This window comes from Pseudomonas sp. Os17 (assembly GCF_001547895.1).
Lineage (GTDB): Bacteria > Pseudomonadota > Gammaproteobacteria > Pseudomonadales > Pseudomonadaceae > Aquipseudomonas.
Genome location: NZ_AP014627.1, coordinates 4,849,336 through 4,862,750, shown reverse-complemented (window position 1 = coordinate 4,862,750; position 13,415 = coordinate 4,849,336). Strand labels below are relative to the sequence as shown.

Annotated in this window: 14 protein-coding genes; 5 read left to right on the top strand and 9 right to left on the bottom strand. The window is 63.4% G+C overall.

Features of this window, described 5'->3' with window-relative positions; translation table 11 throughout:
* Positions 1 to 16 precede the first annotated feature (16 nt).
* Positions 17 to 238: a YgdI/YgdR family lipoprotein gene (locus POS17_RS21170; RefSeq protein ID WP_060840387.1), complete on the bottom strand. Its 222-nt coding sequence runs from the start codon at positions 236 to 238 to the stop codon at positions 17 to 19.
* A gap of 277 nt (positions 239 to 515) precedes the next feature.
* Here POS17_RS21170 and moaB point away from each other — a divergent pair, with 277 nt between their 5' ends.
* Positions 516 to 1,055 carry a molybdenum cofactor biosynthesis protein B gene (moaB, locus tag POS17_RS21165; RefSeq protein ID WP_060840386.1) on the top strand — a complete coding sequence of 180 codons (540 nt, stop codon included), beginning with the start codon at positions 516 to 518 and terminating at the stop codon, positions 1,053 to 1,055.
* A 22-nt stretch (positions 1,056 to 1,077) separates the two neighbouring features.
* Positions 1,078 to 2,265, top strand: a complete 1,188-nt coding sequence (locus POS17_RS21160; RefSeq protein ID WP_162492858.1) for a molybdopterin molybdotransferase MoeA — start codon at positions 1,078 to 1,080, stop codon at positions 2,263 to 2,265.
* Between the two features lie 43 nt (positions 2,266 to 2,308).
* On the opposite strand, the gene POS17_RS21155 is transcribed toward POS17_RS21160, so the two are convergent.
* The gene (locus tag POS17_RS21155; RefSeq protein ID WP_060840384.1) at positions 2,309 to 2,563 is read right to left on the bottom strand and encodes a hypothetical protein; all 255 of its coding nucleotides are present in this window, start codon (positions 2,561 to 2,563) and stop codon (positions 2,309 to 2,311) included.
* 174 nt (positions 2,564 to 2,737) lie between these two features.
* Positions 2,738 to 4,195: a mannose-1-phosphate guanylyltransferase/mannose-6-phosphate isomerase gene (locus POS17_RS21150; RefSeq protein WP_060840383.1), complete on the bottom strand. Its 1,458-nt coding sequence runs from the start codon at positions 4,193 to 4,195 to the stop codon at positions 2,738 to 2,740.
* Positions 4,196 to 4,531: 336 nt separating this feature from the next.
* On the opposite strand from POS17_RS21150, the gene yegS reads away from it, so the two are divergent.
* The gene (gene yegS, locus POS17_RS21145; protein ID WP_060840382.1) at positions 4,532 to 5,431 is read left to right on the top strand and encodes a lipid kinase YegS; all 900 of its coding nucleotides are present in this window, start codon (positions 4,532 to 4,534) and stop codon (positions 5,429 to 5,431) included.
* Between the two features lies 1 nt (position 5,432).
* Here the strand turns inward: yegS and POS17_RS21140 are convergent, their stop codons facing one another.
* From POS17_RS21140 to POS17_RS21130, 3 genes are all read right to left on the bottom strand, one after another.
* Complete coding sequence (locus POS17_RS21140; RefSeq protein ID WP_060840381.1) at positions 5,433 to 6,092, bottom strand: response regulator transcription factor; 660 nt, start codon at positions 6,090 to 6,092, stop codon at positions 5,433 to 5,435.
* Positions 6,089 to 6,982 carry a sensor histidine kinase gene (locus POS17_RS21135; protein ID WP_060840380.1) on the bottom strand — a complete coding sequence of 298 codons (894 nt, stop codon included), beginning with the start codon at positions 6,980 to 6,982 and terminating at the stop codon, positions 6,089 to 6,091. Before POS17_RS21135 ends, POS17_RS21140 begins: the two co-directional genes overlap by 4 nt.
* Before the next feature lie 536 nt (positions 6,983 to 7,518).
* Complete coding sequence (locus POS17_RS21130; protein ID WP_060840379.1) at positions 7,519 to 7,956, bottom strand: hypothetical protein; 438 nt, start codon at positions 7,954 to 7,956, stop codon at positions 7,519 to 7,521.
* Between the two features lie 563 nt (positions 7,957 to 8,519).
* Between POS17_RS21130 and POS17_RS21125 the strand changes: the two genes are divergently transcribed.
* Positions 8,520 to 9,455, top strand: coding sequence for a chemotaxis protein CheV (locus tag POS17_RS21125; protein WP_060840378.1), 936 nt, complete (start codon positions 8,520 to 8,522; stop codon positions 9,453 to 9,455).
* Positions 9,456 to 9,550: 95 nt separating this feature from the next.
* Positions 9,551 to 10,354 carry an MOSC domain-containing protein gene (locus tag POS17_RS21120; RefSeq protein ID WP_060840377.1) on the top strand — a complete coding sequence of 268 codons (804 nt, stop codon included), beginning with the start codon at positions 9,551 to 9,553 and terminating at the stop codon, positions 10,352 to 10,354.
* An 81-nt stretch (positions 10,355 to 10,435) separates the two neighbouring features.
* Here POS17_RS21120 and ppnP read toward each other — a convergent pair whose 3' ends face one another.
* The 3 genes from ppnP to POS17_RS21105 form a co-directional block, all read right to left on the bottom strand.
* Positions 10,436 to 10,720 carry a pyrimidine/purine nucleoside phosphorylase gene (gene ppnP, locus POS17_RS21115; RefSeq protein ID WP_011062476.1) on the bottom strand — a complete coding sequence of 95 codons (285 nt, stop codon included), beginning with the start codon at positions 10,718 to 10,720 and terminating at the stop codon, positions 10,436 to 10,438.
* 74 nt (positions 10,721 to 10,794) lie between these two features.
* Complete coding sequence (locus POS17_RS21110; protein WP_047305507.1) at positions 10,795 to 11,334, bottom strand: exonuclease domain-containing protein; 540 nt, start codon at positions 11,332 to 11,334, stop codon at positions 10,795 to 10,797.
* Positions 11,335 to 11,396: 62 nt separating this feature from the next.
* Complete coding sequence (locus POS17_RS21105; protein ID WP_060840376.1) at positions 11,397 to 13,382, bottom strand: acetyl/propionyl/methylcrotonyl-CoA carboxylase subunit alpha; 1,986 nt, start codon at positions 13,380 to 13,382, stop codon at positions 11,397 to 11,399.
* Positions 13,383 to 13,415 lie beyond the last annotated feature (33 nt).

The window sequence follows — 13,415 nt, the reverse complement described above, 5'->3', positions numbered from 1 at the left end:
TCGCTAGCCGTCGGACTTACAGCTCCTTGACGGTGCGGACCTGATCCTTGTTGATGCGGGTGCGCTTGCCGTCCAGCTGTTCGAACTCGTAGAAACCCGAGTCCTTGTCGTATTGGGGGGTGTCGACGGCCTGGATTTCGCGACCGTCATTCAAGGTGATCACTGATGGCGAAGCGCAACCGGCGAGCGTGGCCAGGCCCAGTGCGAGCATGAAAGTGGCGAGGGTCCGATGAGTCATTGTGTGTCTCCGAAATGAGTACTTTTGAGTGCTGGTCTTCAGACGTATGGTGCGTCTGCAAGTTCCTTGGCCAGGTGCATTCTGCCACGTTGTCAGACAGATCGTAGGCGTTCAGCGAGTTATCTTGACTAGTGTCGCGTGCCTGGCTGCGCAGGCGGATGCCTGCTCCTGGCGGCCTGCGCAGGACCGTCCCAGGGGATTGCCGGCCACCAGGGGCGGCGGATCGGAGCGCTGTGATATAACACCGGGCTGTTTCTCTTACCTCAGGATCGAGCCTATGAAAGCCAAGGCTGATGTACCTTTTGTTCCCCTGAACATTGCGGTGTTGACCGTCAGTGATACCCGCACCCTGGAAACCGACACTTCCGGACAGGTCTTCGTCGAGCGTCTGGGCGCCGCGGGTCATCGTCTGGCCGCACGGGTGTTGCTCAAGGACGATCTGTACAAGATCCGCGCCCAGGTCGCCACCTGGATCGCCGACGAACAGGTGCAGGTGGTGCTGATCACCGGCGGTACCGGCTTTACCGGTCGCGACAGTACCCCGGAAGCGGTGGCCTGCCTGCTGGACAAGCAGGTCGACGGTTTCGGTGAGCTGTTCCGGCAGATTTCGGTGGCCGATATCGGCACCTCCACCGTGCAGTCCCGCGCGTTGGCCGGGCTGGCCAACGGTACCCTGGTGTGCTGCCTGCCGGGCTCCACCAATGCGGTGCGCACCGGCTGGGATGGCATCCTCGCCGAGCAACTGGATGCGCGCCACCGGCCGTGCAATTTCGTGCCCCATCTGAAACAGGCGGCGGCTTGTGAATCCCGTGGGTAAGCCGGGCAAGCTCGGCGCCTTGATGCCGGTTGAGCAGGCGCTGGAGCGTTTGCTGGCCATGGCCGCGGCGGCGCCGATTGTCGAGCGCGAACCATTGCCCCTGGCGGCCACTCAGGGCCGGGTGCTGGCCGAGGCGCTGATCTCCAGCCTGGACCTGCCGCCCTGGCCCAACAGCGCCATGGACGGCTACGCCTTGCGCCTGGAGGACTGGAAGGGCGAGCCCTTGCCGGTCAGCCAGCGGATCTTCGCCGGACAGTCCCCCGAGCCGTTGCAACCGGGAACCTGCGCGCGGATTTTTACCGGCGCGCCAGTGCCGGCCGGGGCGGATTGCGTTGAGATGCAGGAAAATGTCCAGGTTCAGGACGATCAGCGGGTGCTGTTCAACCAAGCCTTGAAGATCGGCCAGAACATCCGTCCCCAGGGGCAGGAAACCACGGTGGGCGAGCAGGTGCTCGCAGCCGGCACACGCTTGGGGCCGATCGAGCAGGGGCTGGCGGCTTCCCTGGGATGTGCCGAACTGTTCGTGGTGCGGCGGGTCCGGGTGGCGGTGCTGTCCACCGGTGACGAGTTGGTGGAGCCGGGCCAGGCCCTGGGCCCCGGGCAGATCTACAACAGCAACCGGGTACTGCTGTGCAGCTGGTTGCAGCGCCTGGGCTGCGAAGTGCTGGACGCGGGCATCCTGCCCGATGACCTGCCCGCGACCCGCCAGCGCCTGGCGGAGTTGGGCGAGGTCGATCTGATCCTCTCCACCGGCGGGGTGTCGGTGGGGGAGGCGGACTTTCTCGGTATGGCCCTGCGCGAAGCCGGCGAACTGACGCTGTGGAAGCTGGCGATCAAACCCGGCAAGCCCCTGACCGTCGGCCATTTTCGCGGTGTGCCGGTGATCGGTCTGCCGGGCAACCCGGCTTCCACCCTGGTGACCTTTGCCCTGCTGGCGCGGCCTTACCTGCTGCGGCGCCAGGGTGTGCAGCAGGTGCAGCCATTGCGCTTCCAGGTGCCTGCCGGTTTTGTCTGGCCCCAACCGGGCAATCGTCGCGAGTACCTGCGCGGGCGCCTGGAGAACGGGCGAGCGATCATCTATCGCAACCAGAGCTCGGGGGTGTTGCGCAGCGCGGCCTGGGCGGAAGGTCTGGTGGAAGTGCAGGAAGGCCGGACCCTGGAAGAGGGCGATTGGGTCAGCTTCATTCCGTTGAGCGAGGTGCTGGATTGATCGAGGGCGGGCCCGGTTTGGTGTCGGGCCCGCGCCTCGCGGTTCAGCGCAGCAGGAGCAACAGCAGCAGGCCGAAGCGGCTGTGGAACCCCCAGGCCACCAGCCCCGCCATTATCGAGGCCACCAGCGTCAGCCAGCCCACGCGCTTGAGTATCGACAGCAGCTTGGAATGAGGCGCTTGCGCCTCGCAGGAGAGCGGCAGATCGAACTCCGGTGACGGGTGCCCCGTCAGCCAGGAGCTGTCCTTGATGCGGGTCAGGGGTGAATGCCCCCGTGGATAAAACCCCTTGTCGTTCATGACGATTCACTTCCCTGTATGAGGCGTCAGCGCCTGGCATGCACAGTCACTGATTGGCCCGACAGGGTCAATTCAGGCAATTCTCATTCTGCAGTCAGAAAATTTACTTTAAGTCCTGCACCTTTTTTCAGGTCCTCGGGGCTGTTGCGCCAGACTCATGGGCTCGACGCGGTTTCAGCGAGTGCCGGGGGCGATCGGGGCCCGGCCATACAGGTCGTTGAAGCGCACGATGTCGTCTTCGCCCAGGTATTCGCCGCTCTGCACTTCAATCATGACCAGGTCGATGACCCCGGGATTGCTCAACCTGTGGGGGCGCCCGGGTTTGATAAAGGTCGATTCATTGGTGTCGAGCAGGAGTTCGTCTTCTCCGTTGGTCACCCGGGCCATGCCGCTGACCACGATCCAGTGCTCGCTGCGGTGGTGATGCATCTGCAGGGACAGTGAGGCACCGGGCTTGACCTCGATGCGCTTGATCTTGAAGCGCGGCCCTTCCTCGAGCACGGTGTAGGCGCCCCAGGGGCGGTTCACGGTGCGGTGCAGCCGGTAGGCATCGTGGCCCAGGCGCTTGAGCTCCTGGGCGATCAGTTTGACGTCCTGGCTGCGCTTGCCATCGGCGATCAGCAGCGCGTCCGGGGTGTCGACGATGATCAGGTTGTCCAGGCCGACTGCGCCCACCAGGCGCTGGCGCGAATCGATGTAGCAATTGCTGACTTCGTGCAGCACGGTGTCACCGGTGCACTGGTTGCCCTGTTCGTCCGCCGGGATCAGCTCGCGCACCGCCTGCCAGGAGCCGATATCGCTCCAGCCGAGCTGGCAGGGCACCACGGCGACTTTCTCCGAGCGTTCCATCACCGCGTAGTCGATGGAGATGTCCGGCGCCTGGGCGAAGCTGTCGCTCTCCAGCTCCACTTGCAATTCGTGGGGGCCTTCCTTGCGGTAGCTCCGCTCCAGGCAGTGCTCGACGGCGCTGAGCACCTGCGGCACGAACTCCCGCAGCTCCTGAAGAATCGCGTCGGCGCGCATGCAGAACATGCCGCCGTTCCACAGGTGCTGGCCGCCCTCGACGTAGCGCTGGGCGGTGGCGGCATCGGGTTTCTCGACAAAGCGCCTGACCTGGAAGCTGTGGTCGTCCAGAGCCTGACCTTTCTCGATATAGCCGAAGCCGGTTTCCCCATGGGTGGGCACCAGGCCAAAGGTCACCAGCCAGCCTTGTTCGGCCAGTGGCCGGGCGCTGTCCACCGCAGCGGCGAATGCCGCGACATCCTTGATCAGGTGGTCGGCGGGCAGTACCAGCAGTTGTGCATCAGCGCCGTAGCGCTGGCTGACGTGCAGCGCCGCGGCGGCGATGGCCGGCGCGGTGTTGCGACCAAAGGGTTCGAGGATGAAGTCCAGCTCGATCCGCGCCTGGTTCAGCGGGCGATAGTCGTCCAGGGTGCGGAAGAACACCTCGCGGTTGGTCATCGTCAGCAGCCGTTCGACGCCCTTGAGGGCGGCAGCGCGGGCGAAGGTCTTCTGCAGCAGGCTGTCGCCGTCGGGCAGGCGCATGAAGGGTTTGGGCGTGGCCTCGCGGGATACCGGCCACAGGCGGGCGCCGGCGCCGCCAGCAATGATGCAGGGAATGAGAGTGCTCACTCAGTGGGTCTCGCGGAACATGATGATGGGCGCCATGGTGCGCCAGCGGATGCGCAGATCAAAGCGGATTGATCGGTTTTCGCTGTGGCGCGCAGCGAATTCCAGAGGTTGGGCGATTGTTCCAGGCGGTCGCTTGAGGTCGCTCGGCCATTGGTTTGCGCCCGGCCAGGGGGAAGCGGCTGCAGGTGCTGAAGGGGCGACAGCTGACTCAGCCTGATCCGGGGCGGGCCGCCCGGACAGATCCGCGGCAGGTAAAAATTAATCGACGGGACAGACTTTTTTCGCATGGCCCGGGGTCAACATCCTTCAAGGATTCAATAATCGGAGTCATGGCTGATGAGTGAGCGCAAGGCACTGCTGATACTGCACGGCAAACAGGCCCTCAACGATGAGGTCCGCGCGGCGGTCGAGGCCAAGCGGGCCCAGGGCTGGGCGTTGTCGGTGCGGCTGACCTGGGAGGCGGGGGATGCCCGGCGCCTGGTGCATGAAGGGCTGGCCGCCGGCCACACGCGGCTGATTGCCGGGGGCGGTGATGGCACTTTGCGTGACATCGCCGAGGCCCTGGCCAATGCGCCGAATCCGGCCAGCCTGGTGCTGTTGCCTCTGGGCACGGCCAATGACTTTGCCCGGGCCGCCGGGGTGCCACTGGAGCCGGCTGCCGCCCTGGAGTTGCTGGAGGTTGCCCCCCGGGCGGTGGATCTGGGGGAGGTGGGCGGGCAGATATTCCTCAACATGGCCACCGGCGGCTTCGGCAGTCAGGTGACCGCCAACACCTCGGAAGACCTGAAGAAAGTCCTTGGCGGCGCGGCTTATCTATTTACCGGGCTGTCGCGCTTTGCCGAGCTGAGCGCGGCCTATGGCGAGTTGCAGGGGCCGGATTTCCACTGGCGCGGCGAACTCCTGGCCCTGGGCATTGGCAATGGCCGTCAGGCGGGGGGCGGGCATGAACTGTGTCCGGGTGCCCTGGCTGATGACGGTTTGCTGGATATCAGCATCTTGCCGGCCCCGCAGGAACTGGTGGGCACGTTGAAGAACCTGCTGGCCGGCGGCCTGGGGATCGACAACATGTTTGTCCGTGCGCGGCTGCCCTGGGTCGAGATCAAGGCTTCACGGGGGCTGGACATCAACCTCGATGGCGAGCCGCTGCAGGGCGACACCTTGCGCTTCAGCGCGCGTCCGGCGGCCTTGCAGGTGCATTTGCCGGTGGACTCGCCGTTGCTCGGCGGTACGCCTTAGGTCAGTCGTCGAGGCTGATGATGTGTTCGCGCACGGCGAACAGCACCAGGCCGGCGACATCGAAGATTTGCAGGCGTTTCATGATCTGCGAACGGTGGGTTTCCACGGTCTTGATGCTCAGCCCCAGGCCCAGGGCGATCTCCCGGGTGGATTTGCCGCGCACGATCAGCCGCAGGATTTCCAGTTGGCGAGCGGTCAGGTTGTGATTGTCCACCGGCTGCGGCGTGTGTTTCTGGGCCCGGGTCAGGGCCTGGGTGATCACTGTGTGAGCGATGGCCGGGCTCAGGTAGCGTTCGTTGTTGCGCAGGGCTTCCAGGGCATGTTCCAGCTCGGTGGCGGTGGTGTCCTTGAGCAGGTAGCCGTGGGCGCCGGACTCCAGGGCCTGCATGATCAAGGCCGGATCGGTGTGCATCGACAGGATCAGGACCTTGCTTTGCGGGTGCAGCGCCTTGAGCCGGCGCAAGGCGTCGAGGCCGCCGATGCGCTTCATCGACAGGTCCAGCAGGATGATGTCCGGGCGCAGTTGCTCGACCAGTTCCAGCAGGTGCGCGCCGTCGTCGGCCTCGCCGATCACCGCGTATCCGGGAATGTCCATGACCAGGGCACGCACGCCAGCCCTGATGAGCGAGTGGTCATCCACCAAGAGTAAATTACAGGTCAATGGGAAACCTTATTCGTGCTGGCCCGTTCCAGAGTGCGGGGGGCCCAGGGAAAGAGTGCTTCGATCTGGGTGCCTTGGTCGGCTTCGCTGGTGACTTTCAGCAGGCCGCCCAGCTGGCTGATTCGTTCCTGCATCCCGGCCATGCCGCGCTGACCCTGGGCGCCCGGATCGCTGGCCGGGGCGAACCCCTGGCCGTCGTCGCTGATGAACAGCGAGAGGCCTTCGGGCAAGCGCTGTACGCGCACCAGCAGATTCTTGGCCCGGGCATGACGCAGCATGTTGGTCACGGCTTCCTGAGTGATGCGAAACGCCGCCACCGCCATCTCCTCGGGAATTCCCGTCAGGCGCTGGTGGCATTCAAGGCTCCAGTGCACCGAGGTGTTTTCCAGGGTCTTGAGCAGGTGGGCGCGCAGGCTGGCTTCCAGGCCCAGGCTGGTCAGTTGCCGGGGGTTGAGAATGGCGGACACGTCGCGGACCTTGGCCAGGGTCTCTTCCAGGGTGGTGGCGAGCACGGCGCAGGGTTGCTGCAAGTCGTCCGGCAGACGGCGCTTTAGCCAGTCGGTCTGCAACTTGGCCGCGGTCAGCAGTTGGCCAATGTCGTCGTGCAGTTCCCGGCTCAGGCGGTGGCGTTCATTCTCCTTGACCTTGAGCAGGCGCTCGGCCAGTTCCTGAGGCTGGAACCGGATGGACTTTCGCGAATAGCCGTATTGCATCCAGATGCAGGCCAGCGCCGCGATATTGACTGCCAGCAGGCTCATGGGCACGGGCCGGCCCAGGCTGTAGATCAGCACATTGCCCAGGCTTGAGCAGGAGCACAGCAACAGGCTGAACCAGCGCAGATGATCACGGGAAGGAGGCCAAGAGAAGAATGACTTGAGGCTGGCGTACATAGCGGATGGAGCCAATGAATGTTCGCTGCGAAGTGCCCGGTCAGGTATGGATGACGAGGCTTGTTTGAGAAACAGTGTTATTTGAATTGCCGGCTTCGATCAATGCAGTGTGTGGGTTTTGCAGAAGCCGCGTAGTGACTGTCGACATTGGAATCAAAGTGCCATTATCTGGGTCCGTTTATGCGCCGCATAATACCACCGAACATACCGTTGGTCGCGTTTATACACGCAGGTATATATGTCTTCAAAGTCAGGAATATCGGGCTCAGGCACGCTTGTGCCAGTTAGTCTGCGGGCCTTGGAGAGCCAATCGCCAATAGGAACTGTCGTTGAATTTGCGCGGGAAAATATGGATTGGAACAGTAAGTCCGGGCCCGGCATTAGTTGGTTTTTTTGCAACGATGCTGTCGTTCTTGAGTATGAAATATTCAATAACGACCTATTAGTTGTCCTTGGGCCCCAGGGTTCTATCGATGTTCTGTGTTAGCGATCGTAGATAGCGGCTTTATCGGCCATCGCTTGGCGCAAGTGCAATTTCAATGGCTGCAGGACGGGGAGGCGCAGGTGCAGTTCTGTGTCACTTGTTGGGTCAGTTCGCCGATCAGCATGAGCTGTTCGCTGTCGTCCAGATTGAGTTGGCCATTGTGCGGGTCGACCAGTTCCAATTGCCAGGCCATCAGGGTCAGGCAGCTCCTCAAGGCATCGAGGATCGGGTCGTTGAGGTCCACCGGGTGCACGGTGCGTTTGAGCACGCCATGGATATGCAGCGCGAACTCGGCCAACGGGCTGATGGCGTGGCGCGCTGCGATCTGGGCCAGGGACTGCAGGCTGGCGAGCAGGCAGTTGATGGCCTCTTCGTCGTTTCTGATCAGGTGCAGATGACTCAGGCAATCTTCCGATTTGGCCAGCAGGGCCTGGGCTTCGAGCAGGAACTCAGGCAGGGGTGGGGCGCATTCGTGGCTGTCCTTTAGCATGCTTATCTCCATGACTTCGTGTCCGATGAGGGGATAGGGCTCTGGCTGAAGGGGGTTAAGGTATGGTGCGCTTTTTCAAATTGTATATAGGATAATTCTGATTTTATTTCCGGGGTTGCAGCCGCCTGCGAGAGGCGATTTTCATCGTTTCCGAACGCTGCCCAAATACCGGCCACAGCCATGCGGCGCATGGGCGCTGGGGCGTGATGGGCGAGGGGGTTTAGGCTTGAAAGGGTGCTGGGCCACCTTTCTGCGGTCACAAACAAAAGCCTGACTCCGTTCATGCAATGAGAATGGCGTCACATTAATGGCTATTGGATATCGCGAATATCAGGATGGTCCTGATTGTTGCTAGGGGAAACCCTTAGGCGCAGGAACTTCACGCCGTGATTAAGGTCGCGTCGTCGCAGACTGGTGTTGCTGAATTGACGGCCTCAGTAAAGCATGATGTTAATGTGACATCAATGGCTTTCATATGGCAATTTGCATGTGGGTCAAGATACGGCGCAGCCCGCCGATATCTGTCTTTAGTGAATTCATCAGAACAAGCCCAGGAGTCATTAATGGCCGGCATTCTCGACACGGTAGATCAACGCACACAGCTGGTGGGTGAGAATCGCCTGGAAATCCTCATGTTCCGCCTGGCCGGTCGGCAGTTGTTCGCCATCAACGTCTTCAAGGTTCAGGAAGTCCTGCAACTGCCCAAGCTGACCCTGATGCCCCAGCGTCACCCGTTTGTCTGCGGTGTGGTCAACCTGCGCGGCCAGACCCTGCCGGTGATCGACCTGTCTCAGGCCATCGGCATGCGCCCGCTGGTTCCGGGGCCCAACAGCACCATCATCGTCACCGAGTACAACCGCTCGGTGCAGGCGTTCCTGGTGGGTGGGGTGGACCGCATCGTCAACATGAACTGGGAAGCCATCATGCCGCCGCCTACCAGTGCCGGGCGCCAGCACTATCTGACGGCCATCAGCAAGGTCGACGAGCAACTGGTGGAGATCATCGACGTCGAAAAGGTCCTGGCCGAAATCGTCCCCTACAATGCCAAGGTTTCCCGGGACAAACTCGAAGATCCGGTGCTGGAGCGCGCGCGCGGTCGTGAAGTGCTGCTGGTGGACGACTCCAATGTGGCCCTCTCCCAGCTGCGCGATACCCTCGGCCAGCTCGGGGTGAAGATGCATATCGCCAGTGACGGCCTCAAGGCCCTGAACATGCTCAAGGCCTGGGCCGATACCGGGGTCGAGATGACCGACAAACTGCTGATGGTGTTCACCGATGCGGAAATGCCGGAAATGGACGGCTACCGCCTGACCACCGAAATTCGCAACGACCCTCGTCTGCGTGGGCTGTATGTGGTGCTGCACACCTCCTTGTCCGGCAGTTTCAACGAATCGATGGTCAAGAAGGTCGGTTGCGACAACTTCCTCTCCAAGTTCCAGCCGGACAAGCTGGTGGACGTGGTCCGTCAGCGCCTGATGCTGGACGAAGTCAGCGCCTGAACCCGGGCCGGTGTCGACAGCCGCTCTCCCTGTACCTTTGTTTGCTCCGAGCGCTGGTATAGGGTGAGCTTTTTTGCTCACACAGGGAGCTGGACATGCGTCTTAGCGCGCTTTATCGATACCCGTTGAAATCCGCCCGGGGCGAAACCCTGCAACAGATCGGCCTGGACAAGCTCGGGCTGCAAGGGGATCGCCGCTGGATGCTGGTGGATGAAGCCAGCGGGCGTTTTCTCACCCAGCGTGCGGTGGCGCGCATGAGTCAACTCTCGGCCTTGTACAACGACCAAGGCGGCCTGACCCTCAGTGCTACCGGGTTTGCCAGCCTTGAAGTACCCCTGCCCGATGCCGCGGCGGCCTTGCGTGGGGTGACCATCTGGCAGGACAGCCTGCGGGTGCCCGATGCCGGGGATGAGGCGGCTGCCTGGGTCAGTGAGTTCGTCGGCAAGCCTACCCGCCTGGTGCAGGTGCCGCTGGAACGGGCGCGGAGCACCGCCGCCGGCTACGGCAGGGACGATGATCAAGTGGCGTTTGCCGACGGCTTTCCGCTGTTGCTGATTGGCCAGGCGTCCCTTGACGATCTGTCCAGCCGGGTCGGGCGGCCTCTGGAGATGCTGCGTTTTCGTCCCAATCTGGTGATCGAGGGCAGCCAGGCCTTTGCCGAGGACCAGTGGCGGCGCATACGGATTGGCGACCTCGAGTTTCGCGTGGTCAAGCCGTGCTCGCGCTGCATCCTGACCACCATCGACCCCCAGACCGGCGAGCGCAGCGCCGACCGCGAACCCCTGGCGACCTTGCAGAAGTACCGGGCCCAGGCCGACGGGGCGATGTTCGGGCAGAACCTGGTCAACGACGGCCCGGGTCGTCTGCAGGTGGGGATGCCGGTCACGGTGTTGGAATAACCTTTCGCCGGCCCCAAGAAAAATGCCCGTCTGTTGCGCAGACGGGCATTTTTTATCGGTGATAAAGCCGCAGCGGCTCGATCAGCCGCGGTACTCGCACAGATAAGCGGTGTCCACCGCGACTTTCAGCTGGAACTTGCTGTTGGCCGGTACGTTGAACTGGCTGCCGGCAGGGAAGGTTTCCCAATCGGCACTATCGGGCAGGCGCACGGTCAGCGCGCCGGACACCACGTGCATGATTTCCCGTTGTGCCGTACCGAACTCGTATTCGCCCGGGGCCATGACGCCAATGGTGGCTGGGCCTTCGGCCGTGCCGAAGGCAATCGACTTGACGGTGCCGTCGAAGTACTCGTTGACTTTAAACATGGGCGATTCCTCAAGAAAGGGTCAAAAAGGCTGGCCAGTATGCACAAGGCCTCAAGGGCCGTCACCTGCCGCCATCAAGGAAGAATCAGGGGCAACAGGCGCGCGGTATTGCGCGCATCTTCCAGGGCCCGATGCTGTTGGCCGTTGAACTGCATGCCGGCCAGTTGCAGGGCCGCATTCAGGCCCAGAGGGCGCTCCAGGCGCCGGGCCTTGGCGAAGCGCTGCTTGAGGTTCATATGCGGCACTTCATTCAACAGGCTGTGCAACTGCTGGTTGTGCCATTCCAGCTGCAACTGCTTGCGGTCGTAGTCGCCCCAGCTGGCCCAGCCCTCCAGGCGCGGCCGATGCTGGCCCAGCCAGCGCTCGAACAGGTTCCAGACCTCGCTCAGCGGCGCGGCGCTGTCGATGTTGGCCTGGGTGATATGGGTCAGTTCGCGACAGAACGGCGTCAGCCGAGGGCGTCGCAAGGGGCGGACGAAACGCTGGAAGTGGTCTTGTTCCCGGCCTTGGCGGTTGACCAGGGTGGCGCCGATTTCGATGATTTCCATCTCGCTCACCGGCCAGCCCCCTTCATCCGTCGTGGCTTCCAGATCTATTACCAGCCAGTGGGGCATCGCAAATTCCAGCCTTCAACATCCTGATGAGGCTTGAGCGTAGCCAAAGCTGCGGCATCCGCCTAGTGCTCCATTTCCGGGGCGCTGCCGAGCGCTTGCACCTCCAGAAGGATTTGCCGGTTCTTCACCTGATCCCCAAGGTTGACCTGAAGCCGGGTGATCACCCCATCGATTCCGGCCTTGAGCGGGTGTTCCATCTTCATCGCCTCCAGCACCAGCAGCAGTTGGCCCTTGCTGACGCGCATGCCCTCGGTGACCTGCACATCGACGATGGCCCCGTCCATGGGGGCCTTGACGGTGCCGCCGTGGGCGTCCGACTGGCCCTGCACCGGCGCATGGCTCAGGTCCTGCAGGCGCAGGCTGGCGCTGGCGCTGCCCAGCCACAGCTCGCCGTCCTGCAGACGGTAGGCGTAGTGGCGCCGGATGCCATTGACCTCCAGGCTGGCCCGGCGGCCATCGGCGGTGCAGATTCTCACCTCGTGCAGCACCTGCGCCTGCCGCACCTGCAACCGACCGGTTGCCGAGGCGCTCAGTTGCAGCGACCACTGCTGCTCACCCAGGCCCAGGCGATAGAGCAGCGGCACACCGGCCTGATTGCGCCAGGCGCGAAGGGCCGCGCCGTGGTGGCTGGCGCTGTGCTGATAGAACAGTGCCGCGGCAATCGCCAGCTCCTCGTTGCCGGGCACCTGGGGTTGCAGGCTCGGGTCCTGCGCGAAGTGTTCGGCGATGAAGGCGGTGCTGAACCGGCCGCTGGCGAACAGCGGATGCCGGAGCAGACCGGCGAGCAGCCGGCGATTGCTCTCAAGTCCCAGCAGCACGCAGTCTTCGACTCCGCGCAAGAGCTTGCGCCGGGCTTCCTCGCGGGTGGCGCCGTGGGCGATCAGCTTGCCCAGCATCGGGTCGTAGAACGGGCTGATCCACTGGCCTTCCTGCAAACCATGGTCGGTGCGCAGCCCCGGCGCCGGCTCCCAGCGCAGGATCTGGCCGGTCTGCGGCAGGAAGTTCTGCGCCGGGTCCTCGGCGTACAGCCGTACTTCGATGGCGTGCCCCTTGAGCTGCACCTGCTCCTGGCTCAGGGGCAGCGGCTCGCCGGCGGCCACTTGCAGTTGCAGGGCCACCAGATCCAGGCCGGTCACCAGTTCGGTCACCGGATGCTCGACCTGCAAGCGGGTGTTCATTTCCAGGAAATAGAACCGGCCGCCTGCGTCCAGCAGGAACTCCACGGTGCCGGCCCCCACATAGTTCACCGCGCGCCCGGCCTTGAGCGCCGCCTCGCCCATGGCCCGCCGCAGTTCCTCGGTCATCACCGGGCAAGGGGCTTCCTCGATGACTTTCTGATGGCGGCGCTGGATCGAGCAATCCCGCTCTCCCAGGTAGATCAGATGACCGTGGTGATCGCCGAACACTTGCATTTCCACGTGCCGGGGCTCGATCAGCGCCTGTTCCAGAATCAGCTCGTCGCTGCCGAAGGCGTGCAGGGCTTCCGAGCGCGCAGTGCGGATCTGTTCCAGCAGATCCTCGTGCCGCTGCACCAGGCGCATGCCGCGCCCGCCACCGCCAGCGCTGGCCTTGATCATCAGCGGGTAACCGATGCGCTGGGCCTCGCGCTGCAGGGTCGCGTCAGCCTGGTCCTCGCCCTGATAGCCCTGGATACAGGGCACACCGGCTTCGAGCATGGCGATTTTCGAGCGGCGCTTGCTGCCCATCAACTCAATGGCGGCAGCACTGGGGCCGATGAAGGTGATGCCGGCGGCGGCGCAGGCGGCGGCGAATTCGTGGTTTTCCGAGAGGAAGCCATAGCCCGGGTGGATGGCGTCGGCGCCGCTGCGACGGGCAGCGTCGAGGATCGCCTCGCTGTTGAGGTAGGACTGCTGCACCGGGGACGGGCCGATGTGCAGGGCTTCGTCGGCCATGTGCACGTGCAGGGCCTCGGCATCGGCGTCGCTGTACACGGCCACGGTGCGATAGCCCAGGGCCTGGGCGGTGCGCTGGATGCGGCAGGCGATTTCGCCGCGATTGGCGATCAGGATCTTGTTGAAGAGGGGCATACAGGCTCCCGGGAATCGGTGGGTGGGGCATTC